Origin of the sequence: Haloarcula sp. Atlit-120R, assembly GCF_003665885.1 — an archaeon.
Classification (GTDB): domain Archaea; phylum Halobacteriota; class Halobacteria; order Halobacteriales; family Haloarculaceae; genus Haloarcula; species Haloarcula taiwanensis.
The window spans coordinates 897,302-914,367 of record NZ_QPLN01000001.1; the positions used below are offsets into that span (position 1 = coordinate 897,302).

Here is a 17,066-nt window from a genome sequence, read left to right on the forward strand (position 1 = left end):
TTCCACAACCGAACCGACTCTGCTAGAACTTCTATGAAAAATCCCATCAAACTTATTAGCGATGGGTGTGAGACTCTGTGTAATGGCGAGTCTCGAACTAGACGGTCTCCGTAAGGAGTTCGACGGTGGCTCCATCGTGGCAGTCGACGACATCGATCTGTCCATCGACGATGGGGAGTTCGTAACCGTCGTCGGCCCCTCGGGGTGTGGGAAGTCAACGACACTGCGGATGATTGCCGGCCTCGAACGGCCGACGAGCGGCCGTATCCGCATCGGCGACGAAGACGTGACCGACGTCCACGCCCGCAAGCGTGACGTGGCGATGGTGTTCCAGAACTACGCACTGTACCCGCACAAGTCCATCCGGCAGAACATGGCGTTCGGTCTCCGGGTGAGTACGGACCTCTCGAAGGCCGAACGGCAAGAGCGAGTCACCGAAACGGCCGAGATGATGGGTATCGGCGACCTGCTGGATGACACGCCGGACCAGCTCTCCGGGGGGCAGAAACAGCGTGTCGCGCTCGGGCGCGCCATCGTCCGTGAGCCGGACGTGTTCCTCTTCGACGAGCCACTCAGCAACCTCGACGCGAAGCTCCGGACGACGATGCGGACGGAGATCCAGCGGCTGCAAGAGGAGCTCGGGATTACGGCCGTCTACGTCACCCACGACCAAGAAGAAGCGATGACGATGGGCGACCGCATCGTCATTCTCAACGACGGGAAACTCCAGCAGGCCGGTCGCCCGAAGACGGTGTACGAGAACCCGACGAACCAGTTCGTCGGCGGCTTCGTCGGCTCACCCTCGATGAATTTCCTCGATGTGACCGCAGAGCCGCTCGGGAGCGGCGTGCGGCTCACCGGCGCACACGATGACTTCTCCTATGACCTCACGGGCGGCCGCGCCGGTTCCGTCGGTGATATCCAGCAGGGGTCGTACACGCTTGGTATCCGCCCGGAACACGTTTCGGTCAGCAATGGTGGCGATCAGGACGCCGTCCCGGCGACGGTCGACGTGCTCGAACCCATCGGCAGCGACAATTACCTCTATCTCGATCTGGGCGAATCGAAGACCGGATTCGAGGGCGACGGCGCACCGGATTTCATCGCCAGAGTCAGCACTGACGTGGAGCCGGCCATCGGCGACCGCGTGCAGGTGTCGTTCGACGAATCCGCCGTCCATCTGTTCGACCCGGAGACAGGCGAGGCAGTCACAGCCGGCGAGGACACGCCCGTTGCAGCGCCGCAGTAGGGCGATAGCCAGTGATCCACGGTCAGACGTAGTCGCTGTTTTCGGCTAGTTATAGAGTCCCTACGGCCATCCGCTGCGTTTTCGAACGTCAAGCAGCGCGGTCCGCGTAACGCGGGGCCTCGCGAGCGCCCAGTGACGCGGTGCTTTACTCGCGGACGCTCAGCGGCTCGGCGGTGAGTTCCCCGGCGTCAGCGAGGTGGGCCACAGTTGCCAGCCGGAGCGCGTGGGGCCAGCCAAGCGGCGTGCCACAGTCCGGCGTCCCGTCGTCGAACAGTTGCTCGGGGAGGTACCCGCTGGACTGAACGAGCGAGCCACCGGGAAGAATCTCTGCCAGCAGGTCCCGGGACCGGGCGTAGGCCGCCGTCGCTCGGCTGTCGTCAGCGTCACGCAAGAGGGTCCCCAGCTGTGCGGCACTGTTTGCGCCCCACGCCGTCGAGACGGTCCAGACTTTCTCGCGGTCCTGCGAGCCGCGTCGCCAGTCGTCGCCCTCGAAACGCACGAGGCCGCGGATATCGCCGGTGTCCCGTTCCAGCCCGTCGAGTGTCGTCTCGACGTGGGTACAGAGCCGGTCGCGGGTCTCTGCCGGCAGGTCGACCGTCTGGGCGGCGGCGCGACAGGCCGCTGGGAGGGCCAGCGTCGCAGAGTCCAGTCGGTCGTCAATGGTCCCGTCATGCTCGCGGAGGGCGTAGCGGTCGCCGGTCCACAAAGCGTCAAGTGCAGACAGTACCGTCTCGGCCTGGGATCGGGCGTGGTCCCGGAGCGCGGTGGAAACAGGTGCGCGGGCGACCGCCGCATAGGCGTGCAGGAAGGTCGCGGCAGTGTGCGTGAACCGGCCCTGCATGTTCTCCCAGGCGTTCTGGCAAGCGATAGGGAGGCCGTCGTCGGCCAGCGTGTCGTCGATGCTCTCGACGGCGCGCCCGAGCGTGGCTTCGATGCGCTCCGGGTCGGCCGGGTCGCCGGTCCGGAGGTACGCCGCGAGGAAGGTGGTGACGCTCGCGGTCTGGTCGGCCTGGTAGTCCGCGTCCGAGCCGCTTTCGAGCCGGGCGTTCGCCCAGCCCGGCGCGAGCGTTTCGTCGCCGGGCCAGACGCGGTGGGGCCAACTCCCGTCCGGTTGCTGGGTGCGACAGTAGAATTCGGCGGAGCGCTGGTGCCACGAATCGAGCCCGAGGTCGAACGTCCCGTCGGCTTCGAGCAGGAACGCCGCGATCTCGGCGTCATCGCGGAACCACGTGTAGCCGTAGCCCCCAGAAGTGACGTAGTACGGGTCGAAGTCGGGCGCAGCGATTCTGGCACCGTTCGCGGCCGAAAGCAGCGAGAGGACGCGGAGGTCGGCCACGATGCTTTCGTGGCTCGGCGTCTCCGCGGGGACGCTCCACCGCCGCTGTGCTTGGCCTGCTTCGAGCACCGTCTCCGAGGTGTAGTGGTCGCTCACCAGCTGGTCGATGGTTGATAGCGCTGCGTCGCGGTCGGTGTCGGCCGTATCCGTCAGCAGCGTCGCCAGCGTGACGCCGCCGTCGACGAACGGCGCGGACAGCAGGACGCCGCCGGTCAGCGTCGTGTCTTCGTACCGCCGCGCCCCGGTGGCCCGGGGGAACGAGACGGGGTCGTCGTCGACGAGTTCGGGGAACCGTTCGGGAATCTGGCCCACAGCAGTGTCGAGTTCGGTAGAGACGCCGATGAAGTCGTGTTCAGAGCGGTGGTATGCCTCGACAGCGTCTCCGTGCATCAGCAGGCTCTGCTGGCCGTTCCGCCCGTCCGGTGCGAAATCGACGAACGCCCGCAACGACACGGCAGCAGGCGCGTCGCCGCGAAGCTCGAATCGGGTGACGTGGGCCTGCTCGATGGTGCAGTCCGTCTGGACGACGGCCCAGTCGCCACAGTTGTGGACCGTCTCGACGACGCCGGCGTCGCCGCAGTACCGCTGGTCGGCGTCGGGACCGAACCACGTCGTCGAGTCCGTCTCGACGCCGAACCGCGAGCGGTCGATGCCAGTGAGCCCACACAGCGGATAGGAGTAGTCCCGCAGCGAGCCATCGCTGTCGACATGCACCAACCGGCCATCGAGTCCAGAGAACATGCCCGTCGTAGAGCGGAACTCGCCCGGGAACTGGTGGCGACGGTCCCGCGTCCGCTTGAAGTCGTTGAGTGCCGTCCGGAGCGTCATTGGAGAGAGACACCACTGGAGGGGATATAAAATATGGTGTAATAGTTTTTCATCCTTGTGACGGCAGCGTCTGGACAGCCGGTGACACGTCTGCCGTCGACGCTCCGAGGGTGTCTCCGGGCTACAGGGCACCGAAACACAGTTATCCGCCGCCGGTACCAGATGTGAACAGATGGACGATTCGACTCTCAGAGACAGGCTGGGACAACTGGGCCTGTCGGAGAAGGAAGTCGACACGTACCTGTCGATCCTCGGCAGCGGCGAGGCCACGGCCAGCGAAATCGCCGACGACACCGGCGTCTCCAAACGGTACGTCTACAGCATCAGCGAATCGCTCGAAGACCGCGGGTTCGTCGAGGTCAACGACCACGTCGTGCCCACGACAATCCGCGCCCGGCCGCCAGAGGAAGTCATCGACGTCTTGACCGACCGGCTCGAAGAGATGAGCGGGGCGCTCGATTCTCGATACTCGGCGAGTGCGCGGGAACCGCAGCAGTTCGATGTCATCAAATCGCGGGTGACAGTCATCAAGCGGCTCACGGAGTACATCAGAAACGCGGACCGCGAGATTATGCTGTCGGTTCCACAGCAGTACCTGCCCGAGATATCTGAGGAACTGACCGCGGCCGTCGACCGCGGCGTCCTCGTCATGCTTGTCGTCAGTAGCGCCGACGGTCTGCACCCTGACGACGCGAGCGGGCTGGCCTCCGTAGTCCGGTCGTGGGACCAGCCGATGCCGATAATGCTGACTGTCGACGCCCAGTTTGGCCTCGTCTCCCCGACAGAAATGGTGACACGCACCAACTCCGACCAGCGGGCCATCGCCTTCGTCCAGCAACAGCTCGTCCCGGTGCTGTCGGGGTCGTTCCTCGGGAACTACTGGCTGATGGCGACCGAGGTGACCGTCACCGACCCGGCCCCGTTGCCGGCCACCTACCACGACTTCCGCCACGCCGTTCTCCAGGCGACGCTACACCTGCGCGCCGGCCACAGCGTGCAGGTCTCCGCGGAGGTACGGGCAGTGCAGGCCGACGACGACACCGCCACCATCGAGGGGACCGTCGTCGAGACGAAACAGGGGCTCGTCGAGCCGGGGACCAACTCCTACCCTATCGAACACACGCTGATCGTTGCTATCGACGATAGGACCGTCTCGCTGGGCGGCCCCGGGTCGTTCATCGAGGACTACGAGACCGACGCGGTTACGCTCTCGCTGCCGGAGTGACTGCTATCGTCCCGCCGACGGGTTCCGAGCGGCTCAGTTGCGCCGGCTCGGGTCCGGCCAGCGGTAGATGACGTACGTTTCCGACCCCGGTTCGCTTGCGGGCTTCCAGACGAGTCGAAGCGTCGCGTCGTTCAGGTCCAACTGTTCTCCGCTCGGGATGCCGGAGAACTGTTCCTGATGGATTGTAATCTCTGTTCCCGACGTGATCCGCGTCGAAGCCTGTGCCTGTATCGGATCGGAGTCCAGCGTCACGTCACTACCGCCGGTACTCCTGGCACCGGAGACGACGACGGTGAGGTTATCCCTGTAGACGGTGTCCCCGCTTTTGAAGCTGAGGTTCAGATACTCCCCGTTGACAGTGGTCCGCTCGTTGTAGTCGGCCACGATAGCGACCTGCGGAGCTTGTGTCGGTTGCTGCTCGTTGAAACCAAGCGCGAACACACCGACGGTGGCGGCGAGAATTGCAACAATGCCGACGAGAATAACAACACCAATCACCGGGCTCACGGCCCGGTTTCGACCATCTACCCGACTCATTGACCACAGGTGAGAACTGGGTATATAAAAGAGGCCGCGTCGACTCAGCGTTCGATATCTGACAGCGATACCACCCGGTTACGCTGTCGGGAACAGCGTCTCGGGGAGGTCGCCCGGCAGGTCGTCGCGGTCGTGGTCGGCCTCGAAATCAGGGTCAGGGCCCATCGGGACGATACGCTTCGGGCTCACGTCGGGGTGGGTCGTGTAGTAGTGCTCCGTGATGTGGTCCATGTTCACCGTCTCGGCGACGCCGGGGAGCTGGTAGAGGTCCCGGAGGTACGGCCAGAGGTTGTCGTACTCGCGGATGAGCCTGTGGTTGCACATGAAGTGGGTGTGATACACCTCGTCGAAGCGCACGAGCGTCGTGAACATGCAGATGTCCGCCTCAGTCAGGCGGTCGCCGGCGAGGAAGCGCTGGTCTTCGAGCACCGCATCCCAGTGGTCGAGGGCGTCGAACAGTTCCTCGACGGCCTCGTCGTAGGCTGACTGGCTGTCGGCGAAACCACAGCGGTAGACGCCGTTGTTGATCGGCTCGTAGATGTCGTCGATGATGCGGTCGACCTCGTTCTGGTAGCCCTCGGGGTAGAGGTCCACGTCGTTCTCGGATACGTCGTCGAACTCGGTGTCCAGCATCCGGAGAATTTCCTCGGACTCGTTGTTGACGATGGTCTCCGCCTGTTTGTCCCACAGCACCGGGACCGTCACGCGACAGGTCGCGTCGGGGTCAGCTTCGACGTAGACCTCGCGGAGATAGTCCGATCCGTTGACCGTATCCGGCGTACAGCCCGCCTTCTCAGGCGTGAACTGCCAGCCGCCCTCGCCGCGATACGGGTCGACGTAGTCGACGGTGATGGCGTCTTCCAGCCCCAGCAGTTTCCGAGCGACCAGAATTCGGTGCGCCCACGGGCAGGCGCGGCAGGCGTACAGGTGGTACCGGCCGGCCTCGGGCTGGAACCGCGCGTCGGGGTCGTCTTCGATCCGGTCACGGAAGGTGGTGTCCTGCCGGTCGAAGGCCCCGTCCTCGTTCGTGGTTTCGTACGCGTCGGTCCGCCACTCGCCGTCGACGAGCATATTCATGGGTATCGTTCGTAGGCGCGCGAAGCGTAAAAGAACGCGGTGACAGCGGTGTTACCGGAACAGCACCGGCCTCTGTCAGACTACTGCAAACAGAGACTCCAGTCGCCACAGCACCGGTCGGTTCGTGGCCACTCACCGGCGTGTGGGACACAGCGACACGCCGCCGGGCGGGTTCGAAGCCCTTATTGGGCCGCTCGGCGACGTATTCTCCAAGAGTACCTATGTCGGACAAACCCGCCTCAATGTACCGGGACATCGACAAGCCCGCGTACACCCGACGCGAATACATCACAGGCATTCCCGGGTCGAAGATCGCACAGCACAAGATGGGCCGTAAACAGAAGGACGCCGACGATTACCCCGTCCAGATCAGCCTCATCGTCGAGGAGACAGTCCAGCTCCGTCACGGCTCGCTGGAGGCCTCCCGCCTGTCGGCCAACCGCCACATGATCAAGGAGCTCGGCGAAGATGGTGACTACAAGATGACCCTCCGGAAGTTCCCACACCAGGTCCTGCGCGAGAACAAGCAGGCGACCGGTGCCGGGGCCGACCGTGTCTCCGACGGGATGCGTGCCGCCTTCGGGAAGATCGTCGGTACCGCCGCCCGCGTTCAGGCCGGCGAACAGCTGTTCACCGCCTACTGCAACGTCGAAGACGCGGAACACGTCAAGGAAGCGTTCCGCCGCGCTTACAACAAAATCACGCCCTCTTGCCGCATCAAAGTCGAGCGGGGAGAGGAACTGCTGATCGCGTAAATCAGACAGCGGCGGTCGCTCTCCGTTCGGACAGCGGACCGGCCGTCTCGACTCCGTTTTCCGCGCCGCTCAAGTGCTGAGTGGCATCCCAGCCGCTGAGTAATGGAACGTAGCTACGTTCTTGCCCCAAGTTACCGACACCCACAATACTCTTGCACCCATCCCGCGTACGTCTACAGATGGTACTCCGACTCACACTCCTGGCTCTCGGCGTTCTCGAACTGCTTCGGCCCCGGAAGGTCGTCGACTTCTGGATGGGGCTCGCAACGACAGAGGCCGACGACATAGACCTCCGCCCGTGGGTGTACAGTGCCGCCCGCGTCGAGGGCGCGCTCCTCGTGCTGTGGGTGCTCCGGCAGCGTCGCAGCGGCGAGTGACTCGGTAGGAAGCTGTGAAACGCTCCGCACACCACAGGCGACCGGTACTGCTGGCAGATGCTACTACGTATCGTCGGGCAACCGGACAGTCAACACCGGTGCGTCTGCTGTCCGGACGACCTTCTCGGTGACGCTCCCCAGCAGAAACCGGTCCAGACCACTCCGGCCGTGGGTTCCCATGACAATCATATCGATATCGGCAGTCTCGGCGTAGTCGATAATTTCCTCGTACGGATCGCCCATTCGGTGCTCGGCGACGACGGGCACACCGTGGTCAGCAATATTGTCGACCGTTTCGTCGATGACCTGCTCGGTCTGTTCCTGCAGCGATTCGATGGTCGTTGCTTCTGCCGCGGCACTCCCGAGATACGTCGAGTCGACGACAGAAAGCACGTGGATCGTGGAGTCGTGTGTCTCCGCCAGTTCGAGTGCGTGTGCGAGCGCTTCGTCCGCGCCGTCGCTCCCGTCCGTCGGGAAGAGGATATCGTTGTACACGCGTGACATATTTTCCCGCAGTATACTTAGTGTTTGTCTGATAATTTCTTCAATTAGTGTCTATTCCTCGATTATACACCGGTGCGCTGTGGTCAGCAGCGAGCAGTGCGCACTACGTGATGGAGCGGTCAGCGTGTATCGAAAGCAGCTGCGAGCGTGTTATATTTCTCCAAGACAACTGCACGCTATGCACAGGCTGGCCGTCGCCACGAACGCCGAGACCTTCGAGCGGATGCAGCAACCGCTCGCGGCCCGGGATATCGAGGTGGGCCACGTCGAAACGGCTGAGCGGACGCTCGCGCTGGACGAGCGTCCCTTCGGCGAATACGACGTGGGCTTTGTCTACCCGTCCCGAATCATGGAGGGGGCCGTCGCCGACGCCATGCTGGACGTGCCGTGGGTCAACGACCGCGAGGCTATCCTCCGCTCACGGAACAAGGCCGACGTGCTGGCGCGACTCGGCCGTGCGGGCGTTCCCGTCCCCAAGACTGTCGTCGTGTCGAACCCGACAAGCGAGGCTGAACTGACCGCGGCGTTCGAGCGGTTCGACCCCCCCGTGGTCGTGAAGCCGAACTCGACGACCCGCGGCGTCGGCGTGGCCAAGGCCCACGATCTGGATTCGTTTCTCGGCATCGTCGACTACCTCGATCTGGTCCACGACTATCGCGCGGTCGGCGACCAGTCGTTTCTCGTCCAGGAGTACGTCGCCGACGCCACAGACTACCGCGTGATGGTCGTCGACGGCGAGTACGTCGGCGCGGTTGAGCGCCGCCTCCCCGAAGCGAGCCGCGAGCAGGGCCGGTGGAAGCACAACGTCCACCGTGGAGCCGAAGCCGAAGGGCAGGAACTGCCAGCGGCGCTACGAGAACTGGCTGAAGACGCGGCCGACGAGCTGGCGATTCCGTACCTCGGCGTCGACCTGCTGGTGACGGCGGACCGGGCGGTGGTCAACGAGACGAACGCCCGCCCGACAATCGACTCGGCGACGAAGTACGAGGACGGCTTCTGGGACGAACTCGCGGCATTGATACGGGAAACGGCGGCGCAGTAGCGACGCGAGTGCGCTGTTCTCGCGTGACAAAACAGACCGTGTGCTGTGCGCGCTACAGTTCGATGTCCGCGGAGTCCTCTTCGGGGTCGAAGGTGACTTCGAGGATACCGTTGTTGTACGTCGCGGCGGCGGAGTGCTCGTCGACGCGAGTCGGGAGAGTCAGTCGTTCGTGGTACTCGCGCTCCGGACTTTCGGCGTTGATCGTGAGAATAGTCCCGTCGCACTTGAGGTCGATTGCATCCTTGTCGACACCCGGAACGTCGGCGACGACCCGGATTTCCTCGTCGGTTTCGTGAACGTCGACGTGGAGGTCGGCCCCACCGCCACCGGTGTCCCGGTCGATGTGGACATCGCCTTCAGCCCCCATCATCTCGTCCATCATCCGCTCTATTTCCCGGAAGAACTCGTCGAACGGGTCGTCACTGTCATCGCGTCTCATTCCTATCGGTCAGTACGTCCGTCCGTTTCAAAAGCCTTCGGACGAATCTAGTATCTGCCAACAGATACTGTCGAGGGGACACCCTCAGTCGAGATGGCACCCTCACTATTAATCATTCGAGCCCGAACACGCATAAACAAACACAAATTTACAACAAATCCGAAAACACTTTACACTGACCGACTGCCTCTCTAGACACCAATGAGTGAGCCAGTTCGCGTCGGCCTCAACGGCTTCGGCCGTATCGGCCGCAACGTATTCCGCGCATCGTTACACAGCGACGACGTCGAGATTGTCGGCATCAACGACGTGATGGACGATTCGGAGATCGACTACTTCGCCCAGTACGACACCGTCATGGGCGAACTCGAAGGAGCCAGCGTCGACGACGGCGTCCTCACGGTCGACGGAACCGACTTCGAGGCGGGCGTCTTCCACGAAACCGACCCCACACAGCTCCCGTGGGACGACCTCGACGTTGACGTGGCCTTCGAAGCGACCGGCATCTTCCGCACCAAGGAGGACGCGAGTCAGCACCTCGATGCGGGTGCCGACAAGGTCCTCATCTCCGCGCCGCCGAAGGGCGACGAGCCGGTCAAGCAGCTCGTCTACGGCGTCAACCACGACGAGTACGACGGCGAGAAGGTCGTCTCGAACGCCTCCTGTACGACCAACTCCATCACACCGGTGGCGAAAGTGCTGGACGAGGAGTTCGGCATCAACGCCGGCCAGCTGACGACGGTCCACGCCTACACCGGCTCCCAGAACCTGATGGACGGCCCGAACGGCAAGCCCCGCCGCCGCCGCGCCGCCGCCGAGAACATCATCCCGACCTCCACCGGTGCCGCGCAGGCGGCCACCGAGGTTCTGCCCGAACTTGAGGGGAAACTCGACGGGATGGCTATCCGCGTCCCGGTGCCGAACGGCTCCATCACCGAGTTCGTCGTCGACCTCGACGACGACGTGACGGAGAGCGACGTCAACGCCGCCTTCGAAGAGGCCGCCGCCGGCGAACTCGAAGGCGTGCTTGGCGTCACGAGCGACGACGTCGTCTCCTCGGACATCCTCGGGGACCCGTACTCCACGCAGGTCGACCTGCAGTCGACGAACGTCGTCTCCGGAATGACGAAGATCCTCACCTGGTACGACAACGAGTACGGCTTCTCGAACCGGATGCTCGACGTGGCCGAGTACATCACCGAGTAAGCGCGGAAACGGTTTTCGGCGCTGGTAAGATTTATAATTATTATTCGCTAAGAATAAGGCACACATAGAGTCCAAACCAGCACCTGACCCCTGGTCGGCTCTGTGTGTCGACACAGGCCCGTTTTCACAGCCGGCGCGCCGTGTCCCGGCGTCGGCTGTGTACGGCGCAGGTGTCTCCACCCCTCTCCGACCCCACTTTGACACTGGCAGCAAGGCAAGTAGCGGCGTTGCTCCCCCCAACAGGCCGTCGCTGTTCGGACTCGGAAACCGTTAAGCGGCCGGCAGGTTTCCTCTCGAATGATGACTTTCCAGACGCTCGACGACCTCGACGACGGACAGCGCGTCCTCGTCCGACTCGATCTCAATTCACCGGTGGAGGACGGTGAAGTACAGGACAACCGGCGGTTCGAACGCCACGCCGAGACCATCAGCGAACTCGTCGACCGCGGGTTCGAGGTCGCAGTGCTGGCCCACCAGGGCCGCCCGGGCCGCGACGATTTCGTCTCGCTTTCCCAGCACGCCGACATCCTCGCCGACCACATCGACCACCCGGTCGAGTTCGTCGACGAGACCTACGGCCCGCAGGCGATTCACGACATCGCCGACCTCGATAGCGGCGACGTGCTCGTCCTCGAAAACACGCGGATGTGCGACGACGAACTCCCCGAGGAAGACCCCGAAGTGAAGGCCCAGACGGAGTTCGTCCAGACGCTCAAAGACGAGTTCGACGCCTACATCAACGACGCCTACTCGGCGGCCCACCGCTCGCACGCCTCGCTCGTGGGCTTCCCGCTCGTGATGGACGCCTACGCCGGCCGCGTGATGGAGACCGAGTACGAGGCAAACACCGCCATCGCCGAGAAGGAGTTCGACGGGCAGGTGACGATGGTCGTCGGCGGCACCAAAGCGACCGACGTCATCGACGTGATGACCCACCTAGACGAGACGGTCGACGACTTCCTGCTTGGCGGCATCGCGGGCGAACTGTTCCTGCGGGCCGCGGGCCGTCCGGTCGGCTACGACATCGACGACGCGAACCTCTACGACGAGCAGTGGGAGCAAAACAGCGAGAAAATCGAGTCTATGCTCGACGACCACCGCGACCAGATTACCCTCGCGGTCGACCTCGCCTACGAGGACGAGAACGGCGACCGCGCTGAACAGGCCGTCGACGACATCGAGGAGAAGACTGTCTCCTACCTCGACGTTGGCAGCGAGACGGTCATGGAGTACTCGCCGGTCATCCGCGACTCCGAGGCCGTCTTCGTGAAGGGAGCCCTAGGAATGTTCGAGGACGAGCGGTTCTCCGTCGGGACCGCTGGCGTGCTCGAAGCCATCGCCGAGACCGACTGCTTCTCCGTCGTCGGCGGCGGCGACACCTCACGAGCCATCGAGATGTACGGGATGGAAGAAGACGAGTTCGGCCACGTCTCTATCGCGGGCGGTGCGTACATCCGAGCGCTGACCGGCGCGGAGCTGGTCGGCGTCGAAGTGCTACAGCGTTAACTGCGGCCTTTCGTCTCGGCGTGTCGCAGATCCCAGTCTCCGAGTAGTTCGTCGGGCACCTCGACGAGGCGACCGGTTTCGGTCGGCTCGGTCCGGGCGTGGCGGGCAGTCCAATCGTGGTCAGCGTCGGGCGTGGCTGCCATACGCAGCGGTACCAGCGGCGTGAATAAATTCCTTCCGTCTAAGTAATGTAAATAATTACTCGATTCCGAGTCTATATTCCGTCTCCGAGAAGCGAAGTGCTTTCCGCCAGCCGCGACGTATCTGGAATATGTTCACCGGAATCGTCGAGACGACCGGCGAGGTGCAGGCGGTTATTGACGACGAGGGCGGGCGTCGGATGCGAATCGGCGCGCCGTTCGACGGACTTGACCACGGCCAGTCGATCAGCGTCAGCGGCGTCTGTCTCACCGTCGAGAAGGCGGTCGACGGCGAGTGGTTCGAGGTGTTTCTCGCTCAGGAGACGCTTGCCCGGACGTTTTTCGATGCCCTCAACGGTGGGGACCGGGTGAACCTTGAGCGGGCAATGCCCGCCGACGGGCGGTTCGACGGCCACATCGTGCAGGGCCACGTCGATACGACAGCCGAAATCGTCGGTATCGAACAGGAGGGAGAAGACTGGACGTTCACCTTCTCTCTCCCCGAAGCTCATCGGGACTACCTGGTTCAGAAAGGGTCGATAACGGTCGACGGCATCAGCCTGACCGTCGCCGACCGGCGCTCCGAGGAATTCGACGTGGCAATCATTCCGACGACGTACGCCGAGACGACGCTGTCGGAGAAGTCCGTCGGCGATCCGGTCCATCTGGAGGTCGACGTGGTCGCGAAATACGTCGAACAGCTTACTTAGGGGTCGAACTCGGTCTGCTCCGGATGAATCGTAGTCTCGTCCGGGTCCTCGTGCGCGCGGTTGTACGCCTGCCGATACGCGTGAATCTTCTTCAGCAACAGGAGGCCAAAGATGGAGTCGTACACGATGACGAAGCCGAAGAACGCGACGAGGAAGTCGACGTTGTATAGCGTGGCCGCGATGGCCGTCACTGGGCTGGCCAGCGTGTTGTAAACGGCGTGGATGAGCGAAGCGATGAGCAATCCTTTCAGGACGATGGGGCCGGCATCGTCCGGATTGAATTTCGCCAGGCCGAGATAGTAGCCGGCGAAGGCCGAGTAGATGACGTGGCCCGGCCCCGCAAGCGCTCTGACCGCAGTGATGTCGCTGCTAGCGGCGAGTAACTGTACTGTCCCGGCGGTCATTTCGGTGTTCTGCGTGATGTACAGCGCGTTCTCGATGGTCGCAAAGCCAAGACCGGCGATGGCGCCGTACACCGCGCCGTCAACGACGGCGTCGAAACGGGTGTCACGGAAGGCGTACAGGCGCACCGCCAGCAGCTTTACCGTCTCCTCGACAGGGCCGACGATGAGGAAGAAAAAGAACACCTGGCCGAGAAACGGTACCAGGCCGAACCCGGAGCCAATAGCCTGGACCGGTCTACCGAAAATACCGTTGAGCACGCCCGCGAAGCCGGCGAACAGCACGCCAAGGAGGAACGTCCCCACGAGCAGCGTCAACGGTTCCTGCGTGGTCACGTCGGCGTAGTAAATGTACGCCGCGAGACCGAGGGCCGGGACGGCGGAGAGGATGGCCATGCCGGCAAACAGCGGCTGGTCGCCGAGCGCGCCAAGGCTCCCGAACGCGACCTGCAAGAGGAGAATCGCGATAGCTGTGATAACGACGAGATACCGCAGCGTCCGTATGCCGATGTGGTAGAGCCAGTGGGCGAACCGGTCCAGCGTCGACCGGGGCTCCCAAGTCGATATCTCATAGAGGTCTGCCGACCCGTCCGCGTTTACCTCGACCGGGTCCTGCCGTCGCTTTCCCATGTGCCACGTCTACAGTCCGTCTCACCTAACCGTTTGGTTCGGTTATAGCCGAGCGAGCACCGGGCGGCGGTATGCCTGATACTGTGTGCAGTCAGGACAGTCCCCGCCAGAGCGGACACTTGCAGGAGACGAGAGGCTTTTCGCACGGGGCCACCAACAGGGAGACATGACACTACGCGCGGGTGTACTCGCGGTTCAGGGCGATGTCTCTGAACACGGGGACGCAATCGAGCGGGCAGCAGCGGCCCACGACCGGACTGCGGAGGTCGTCGAAATACGCGAAGCAGGGCTGGTCCCGGACTGCGATGTCCTGTTGCTACCGGGCGGGGAATCGACCACGATTTCGCGGCTTATCCACCGAGAGGGCATCGCAGAAGAGATCGAGTCACACGTCGACGCCGGCAAGCCGGTGCTGGCGACGTGTGCCGGGCTCATCGTCAGCGCGACCGACGCACAGGACGACCGCGTCGACACGCTGAACGTCATCGACGTCTCGGTCGAACGCAACGCATTCGGGCGACAGAAAGACAGCTTCGAAGCGCCACTTGACGTGACCGGGCTCGATGAGGCGTTCCCGGCGGTGTTCATCCGCGCACCGGTCATCGACTACGTGGGCGAGGACGTCGAAGTGCTGGCGGCGTGGGACGACCGCCCGGTCGCGGTCCGTGACGGGCCGGTCGTCGGCACGTCGTTCCATCCCGAACTGACTGAGGACCCGCGCATTCACGACCTGGCCTTTTTCGACTCCGTAGAGTCGTAGCGACGGCCTGAAGGCCCCGCTGGCCGAACAGCGGCTATGAGCGACGACACCGTCAACGTTATCGACGAACTGTTCGCTGTCATCGAGGACCGCAAGGCGAACCTTCCCGAAGACTCCTATACGGCGTCGCTGTTTACCCACGAGAAGGGCGAAAACGCCGTGCTGGAGAAGCTCGGTGAAGAGACGACCGAACTCATTCTGGCGGCCAAAGACGACGACCGCGAGGAGTTGGCCCACGAATCAGCCGACATCGTCTATCACCTGCTCGTCCTGCTGTCGATGAAGGAGATGGATGTCGACGACTTGCGGGCGGAGCTGGCGAAGCGACGGTAAATTCCGCTCGTCAGGTTCAGGGCACGACAGATTGACACCGATACGGTGCATATCGAAGCCCATGGGTCATGTGGCGTCGGGCGTTACAGTCCTCTGTGTCGACGACGAACCATCGTACGCCGACCTTATCGCGACACATCTCGAACGCAAGGACACAGCGATCGATGCAACCGGCGTCACGAGTGCGACAGACGGGCTGTCGTATCTGGACGAGCACGATGTGGACTGCATCGTCAGTGACTACGACATGCCGGGTATCGACGGGCTAGAGTTCCTGGAGACGGTCCGCGCCAGAGACCCGGATATGCCGTTCTTGTTATTTACCAGTCAGGGGAGCGAGTCACTCGCAAGCGAGGCAGTCACGGCCGGCGTCACCGACTACATTCAAAAAACGCACGGGTCACAGCAGTACGCCGTCCTCGCACATCGAATCCGAAACGCTGTCGAGCGCGTCAGAGCGAAAGCAACGGCTGACGCCGCACAGGAACGGACAAAACGAATTCTCGACGCGACAAGCGATTCGGTCCTCATCAGCGTGGCCGACACTGTCGTGTACGCGAACCCGGCGGCGGTGGATCTGTTCGGCGCGGCCAACAGCGATGACCTCTGTGGCCGGCCACTGACTGGCCTCGTCGAGCCGACGACGGACGGCGGGACCGATACCGTCGAGCACGTTGTCAAGGACGACCAGACGGCCGGTTACGTCGAGCAGACGATACGGACACTGGCCGGCAACACCATCCGGGCCAGCGTCACAGCGTGTGACGTGACCTGGGACAGCGAAGACGGTACGGTGTCGGTCATCAGCGACCGAAGCGATATCGACGAGCGCGAGCATCGACTCGAAGCGCTACACGAGGCCACGCGACAGTTGATGGCCGCGGAAGTCCGCAACGAAGTCGCCGGCATCGGCGTCAACGCCGCTGCAGATATCATCGGACTCGACGCGAATGCTGTCCACCTCATCAACGACGATGGAGAGTTAGAGCCCGTCGCCGCGACCGCGGCGGCCCGGGAGCTAGTCGGTGATATTCCGACGTTGAGGCCGAGTGACAGCATCGCCTGGCGGGTGTACGAGAGCGGTGAGGCAACCGCAGTTCCCGACGTGCGGCTGGATTCGGACGTGCAGAACCCCGAGACGCCGATACGAAGCGAACTGTATCTACCACTAGGGAAACACGGCATTCTCATCGCCGCGTCGGCGACTGTCGACGCCTTCAACGAGGCAGACATCGTCGCTGGGCGAATCCTCGCGGCGAACATGGAGGTGGCCCTCGCCGCCGTTGAGCGCGACAGACAGCTCCGTGACCGCGAGCAGGAACTGTCGACGCAAAACGACCGGCTGGAACAGTTCGCGACAGTCGTCAGCCACGACCTCCGTAACCCCCTGAACGTCGCTATCGGGCGGCTGGAGGCGGTAAAAGAGGAGCACGACGACGAAAACATCGCTGCGATAGAGCAGGCACTCGACCGGATGCAGACGCTGATAGACGACCTGCTGTTGCTGGCCCGGACTGGCGACAGCGTCGCTGAAATGGAAACGGTCGCACTGGCGACGGCAGTCACTGACTGCTGGGAGGTCGTCGATACCGGTGACGCGGCGCTGGTGGTCGACACTGACCGCAAGATACAGGCAGACATGACGCGGCTCAAACAGTTGCTGGAGAACCTGATCCGAAACGCCGTTGAGCACAGCGCTACGGACAGTCAGCTACAGTCTGAGGGTGCTGACAGACACGGCAGTCCGGCCGTAACCATAACCGTTACCGAGATTCCGGACGGGTTCGCCGTCTCAGACGACGGCCCGGGAGTTCCCGAATCCGACCGGGAGACAGTGTTCGAAAGCGGCTACTCGACGACGACTGACGGCACCGGGTTCGGACTCTCAATAGTATCACAGATCGCCGCTGCCCACGACTGGACGGTCACACTCACTGAGAGCGATACCGGCGGCGCACGCTTCGAGTTTACCGGCGTCGACGTGATAGCGGGAGAATAAGGCGCTCAGTCG

General features: G+C 63.3%; 18 protein-coding genes. 11 read left to right on the top strand and 7 right to left on the bottom strand.

The window, feature by feature from the left end; translation table 11 throughout:
- Window positions 1–82 precede the first annotated feature (82 nt).
- Window positions 83–1,249, top strand: a complete 1,167-nt coding sequence (locus DVK01_RS04675; RefSeq protein ID WP_121535636.1) for an ABC transporter ATP-binding protein — start codon at window positions 83–85, stop codon at window positions 1,247–1,249.
- Between the two features lie 145 nt (window positions 1,250–1,394).
- Here DVK01_RS04675 and DVK01_RS04680 read toward each other — a convergent pair whose 3' ends face one another.
- A complete protein-coding gene (locus tag DVK01_RS04680; protein WP_101351123.1) occupies window positions 1,395–3,413 on the bottom strand; it encodes a glycoside hydrolase family 15 protein in 2,019 nt (672 codons plus the stop codon).
- 172 nt (window positions 3,414–3,585) lie between these two features.
- Between DVK01_RS04680 and DVK01_RS04685 the strand changes: the two genes are divergently transcribed.
- Entirely contained in the window at window positions 3,586–4,638 is a 1,053-nt protein-coding gene (locus DVK01_RS04685; RefSeq protein WP_101351124.1) for a TrmB family transcriptional regulator, read from the top strand.
- A gap of 33 nt (window positions 4,639–4,671) precedes the next feature.
- Here DVK01_RS04685 and DVK01_RS04690 read toward each other — a convergent pair whose 3' ends face one another.
- The gene (locus DVK01_RS04690) at window positions 4,672–5,145 is read right to left on the bottom strand and encodes a type IV pilin (RefSeq protein ID WP_101351485.1); all 474 of its coding nucleotides are present in this window, start codon (window positions 5,143–5,145) and stop codon (window positions 4,672–4,674) included.
- 108 nt (window positions 5,146–5,253) lie between these two features.
- Entirely contained in the window at window positions 5,254–6,252 is a 999-nt protein-coding gene (locus tag DVK01_RS04695; RefSeq protein WP_121511792.1) for a glutathione S-transferase family protein, read from the bottom strand.
- A gap of 221 nt (window positions 6,253–6,473) precedes the next feature.
- On the opposite strand from DVK01_RS04695, the gene DVK01_RS04700 reads away from it, so the two are divergent.
- Together DVK01_RS04700 and DVK01_RS04705 are read left to right on the top strand one after the other, a co-directional pair.
- Window positions 6,474–7,007, top strand: a complete 534-nt coding sequence (locus DVK01_RS04700) for a 50S ribosomal protein L16 (RefSeq protein ID WP_101351126.1) — start codon at window positions 6,474–6,476, stop codon at window positions 7,005–7,007.
- 179 nt (window positions 7,008–7,186) lie between these two features.
- Complete coding sequence (locus DVK01_RS04705; protein WP_101351127.1) at window positions 7,187–7,384, top strand: hypothetical protein; 198 nt, start codon at window positions 7,187–7,189, stop codon at window positions 7,382–7,384.
- 63 nt (window positions 7,385–7,447) lie between these two features.
- Here DVK01_RS04705 and DVK01_RS04710 read toward each other — a convergent pair whose 3' ends face one another.
- Entirely contained in the window at window positions 7,448–7,879 is a 432-nt protein-coding gene (locus DVK01_RS04710) for a universal stress protein (RefSeq protein WP_101351128.1), read from the bottom strand.
- A 187-nt stretch (window positions 7,880–8,066) separates the two neighbouring features.
- Between DVK01_RS04710 and DVK01_RS04715 the strand changes: the two genes are divergently transcribed.
- Window positions 8,067–8,930 (top strand): RimK family alpha-L-glutamate ligase, encoded by an 864-nt coding sequence (locus tag DVK01_RS04715; protein ID WP_121535639.1) that lies wholly within the window; start codon window positions 8,067–8,069, stop codon window positions 8,928–8,930.
- A gap of 52 nt (window positions 8,931–8,982) precedes the next feature.
- On the opposite strand, the gene DVK01_RS04720 is transcribed toward DVK01_RS04715, so the two are convergent.
- Window positions 8,983–9,369 (bottom strand): Hsp20/alpha crystallin family protein, encoded by a 387-nt coding sequence (locus DVK01_RS04720; protein ID WP_121535642.1) that lies wholly within the window; start codon window positions 9,367–9,369, stop codon window positions 8,983–8,985.
- Between the two features lie 201 nt (window positions 9,370–9,570).
- On the opposite strand from DVK01_RS04720, the gene gap reads away from it, so the two are divergent.
- Together gap and DVK01_RS04730 are read left to right on the top strand one after the other, a co-directional pair.
- Window positions 9,571–10,575, top strand: coding sequence for a type I glyceraldehyde-3-phosphate dehydrogenase (gene gap, locus DVK01_RS04725; RefSeq protein WP_101351130.1), 1,005 nt, complete (start codon window positions 9,571–9,573; stop codon window positions 10,573–10,575).
- 300 nt (window positions 10,576–10,875) lie between these two features.
- On the top strand, window positions 10,876–12,081 hold the full coding sequence (locus DVK01_RS04730; protein WP_199722311.1) for a phosphoglycerate kinase: 1,206 nt from the start codon (window positions 10,876–10,878) through the stop codon (window positions 12,079–12,081).
- Here the strand turns inward: DVK01_RS04730 and DVK01_RS22090 are convergent.
- Window positions 12,078–12,224, bottom strand: a complete 147-nt coding sequence (locus tag DVK01_RS22090; RefSeq protein WP_199722313.1) for a hypothetical protein — start codon at window positions 12,222–12,224, stop codon at window positions 12,078–12,080. The genes DVK01_RS04730 and DVK01_RS22090 overlap by 4 nt on opposite strands.
- 128 nt (window positions 12,225–12,352) lie before the next feature.
- Here DVK01_RS22090 and DVK01_RS04735 point away from each other — a divergent pair, with 128 nt between their 5' ends.
- Complete coding sequence (locus tag DVK01_RS04735; protein ID WP_101351132.1) at window positions 12,353–12,931, top strand: riboflavin synthase; 579 nt, start codon at window positions 12,353–12,355, stop codon at window positions 12,929–12,931.
- Here DVK01_RS04735 and DVK01_RS04740 read toward each other — a convergent pair.
- Entirely contained in the window at window positions 12,928–13,962 is a 1,035-nt protein-coding gene (locus DVK01_RS04740) for a PrsW family intramembrane metalloprotease (protein ID WP_101351133.1), read from the bottom strand. The genes DVK01_RS04735 and DVK01_RS04740 overlap by 4 nt on opposite strands.
- A gap of 166 nt (window positions 13,963–14,128) precedes the next feature.
- Here DVK01_RS04740 and pdxT point away from each other — a divergent pair, with 166 nt between their 5' ends.
- The 3 genes from pdxT (at window position 14,129) to DVK01_RS04755 (ending at window position 17,054) form a co-directional block, all read left to right on the top strand.
- Window positions 14,129–14,722, top strand: a complete 594-nt coding sequence (pdxT, locus tag DVK01_RS04745) for a pyridoxal 5'-phosphate synthase glutaminase subunit PdxT (protein WP_101351134.1) — start codon at window positions 14,129–14,131, stop codon at window positions 14,720–14,722.
- Window positions 14,723–14,758: 36 nt separating this feature from the next.
- Window positions 14,759–15,055, top strand: a complete 297-nt coding sequence (gene hisE / locus DVK01_RS04750) for a phosphoribosyl-ATP diphosphatase (RefSeq protein ID WP_101351135.1) — start codon at window positions 14,759–14,761, stop codon at window positions 15,053–15,055.
- Window positions 15,056–15,116: 61 nt separating this feature from the next.
- Window positions 15,117–17,054, top strand: coding sequence for a response regulator (locus DVK01_RS04755; RefSeq protein WP_101351136.1), 1,938 nt, complete (start codon window positions 15,117–15,119; stop codon window positions 17,052–17,054).
- Window positions 17,055–17,066 lie beyond the last annotated feature (12 nt).

Bases quoted from the DNA above. Each gene is read 5' to 3' on its own strand.
- DVK01_RS04675 (WP_121535636.1), top strand. From the start codon at position 83: ATGGCGAGTCTCGAACTAGACGGTCTCCGTAAGGAGTTCGACGGTGGC.
- DVK01_RS04680 (WP_101351123.1), bottom strand. From the start codon at position 3,413: ATGACGCTCCGGACGGCACTCAACGACTTCAAGCGGACGCGGGACCGT.
- DVK01_RS04685 (WP_101351124.1), top strand. From the start codon at position 3,586: ATGGACGATTCGACTCTCAGAGACAGGCTGGGACAACTGGGCCTGTCG.
- DVK01_RS04695 (WP_121511792.1), bottom strand. From the start codon at position 6,252: ATGAATATGCTCGTCGACGGCGAGTGGCGGACCGACGCGTACGAAACC.
- DVK01_RS04700 (WP_101351126.1), top strand. From the start codon at position 6,474: ATGTCGGACAAACCCGCCTCAATGTACCGGGACATCGACAAGCCCGCG.
- DVK01_RS04705 (WP_101351127.1), top strand. From the start codon at position 7,187: ATGGTACTCCGACTCACACTCCTGGCTCTCGGCGTTCTCGAACTGCTT.
- DVK01_RS04715 (WP_121535639.1), top strand. From the start codon at position 8,067: ATGCACAGGCTGGCCGTCGCCACGAACGCCGAGACCTTCGAGCGGATG.
- DVK01_RS04720 (WP_121535642.1), bottom strand. From the start codon at position 9,369: ATGAGACGCGATGACAGTGACGACCCGTTCGACGAGTTCTTCCGGGAA.
- gap (WP_101351130.1), top strand. From the start codon at position 9,571: ATGAGTGAGCCAGTTCGCGTCGGCCTCAACGGCTTCGGCCGTATCGGC.
- DVK01_RS04730 (WP_199722311.1), top strand. From the start codon at position 10,876: ATGACTTTCCAGACGCTCGACGACCTCGACGACGGACAGCGCGTCCTC.
- DVK01_RS22090 (WP_199722313.1), bottom strand. From the start codon at position 12,224: ATGGCAGCCACGCCCGACGCTGACCACGATTGGACTGCCCGCCACGCC.
- DVK01_RS04735 (WP_101351132.1), top strand. From the start codon at position 12,353: ATGTTCACCGGAATCGTCGAGACGACCGGCGAGGTGCAGGCGGTTATT.
- DVK01_RS04740 (WP_101351133.1), bottom strand. From the start codon at position 13,962: ATGGGAAAGCGACGGCAGGACCCGGTCGAGGTAAACGCGGACGGGTCG.
- pdxT (WP_101351134.1), top strand. From the start codon at position 14,129: ATGACACTACGCGCGGGTGTACTCGCGGTTCAGGGCGATGTCTCTGAA.
- hisE (WP_101351135.1), top strand. From the start codon at position 14,759: ATGAGCGACGACACCGTCAACGTTATCGACGAACTGTTCGCTGTCATC.
- DVK01_RS04755 (WP_101351136.1), top strand. From the start codon at position 15,117: ATGGGTCATGTGGCGTCGGGCGTTACAGTCCTCTGTGTCGACGACGAA.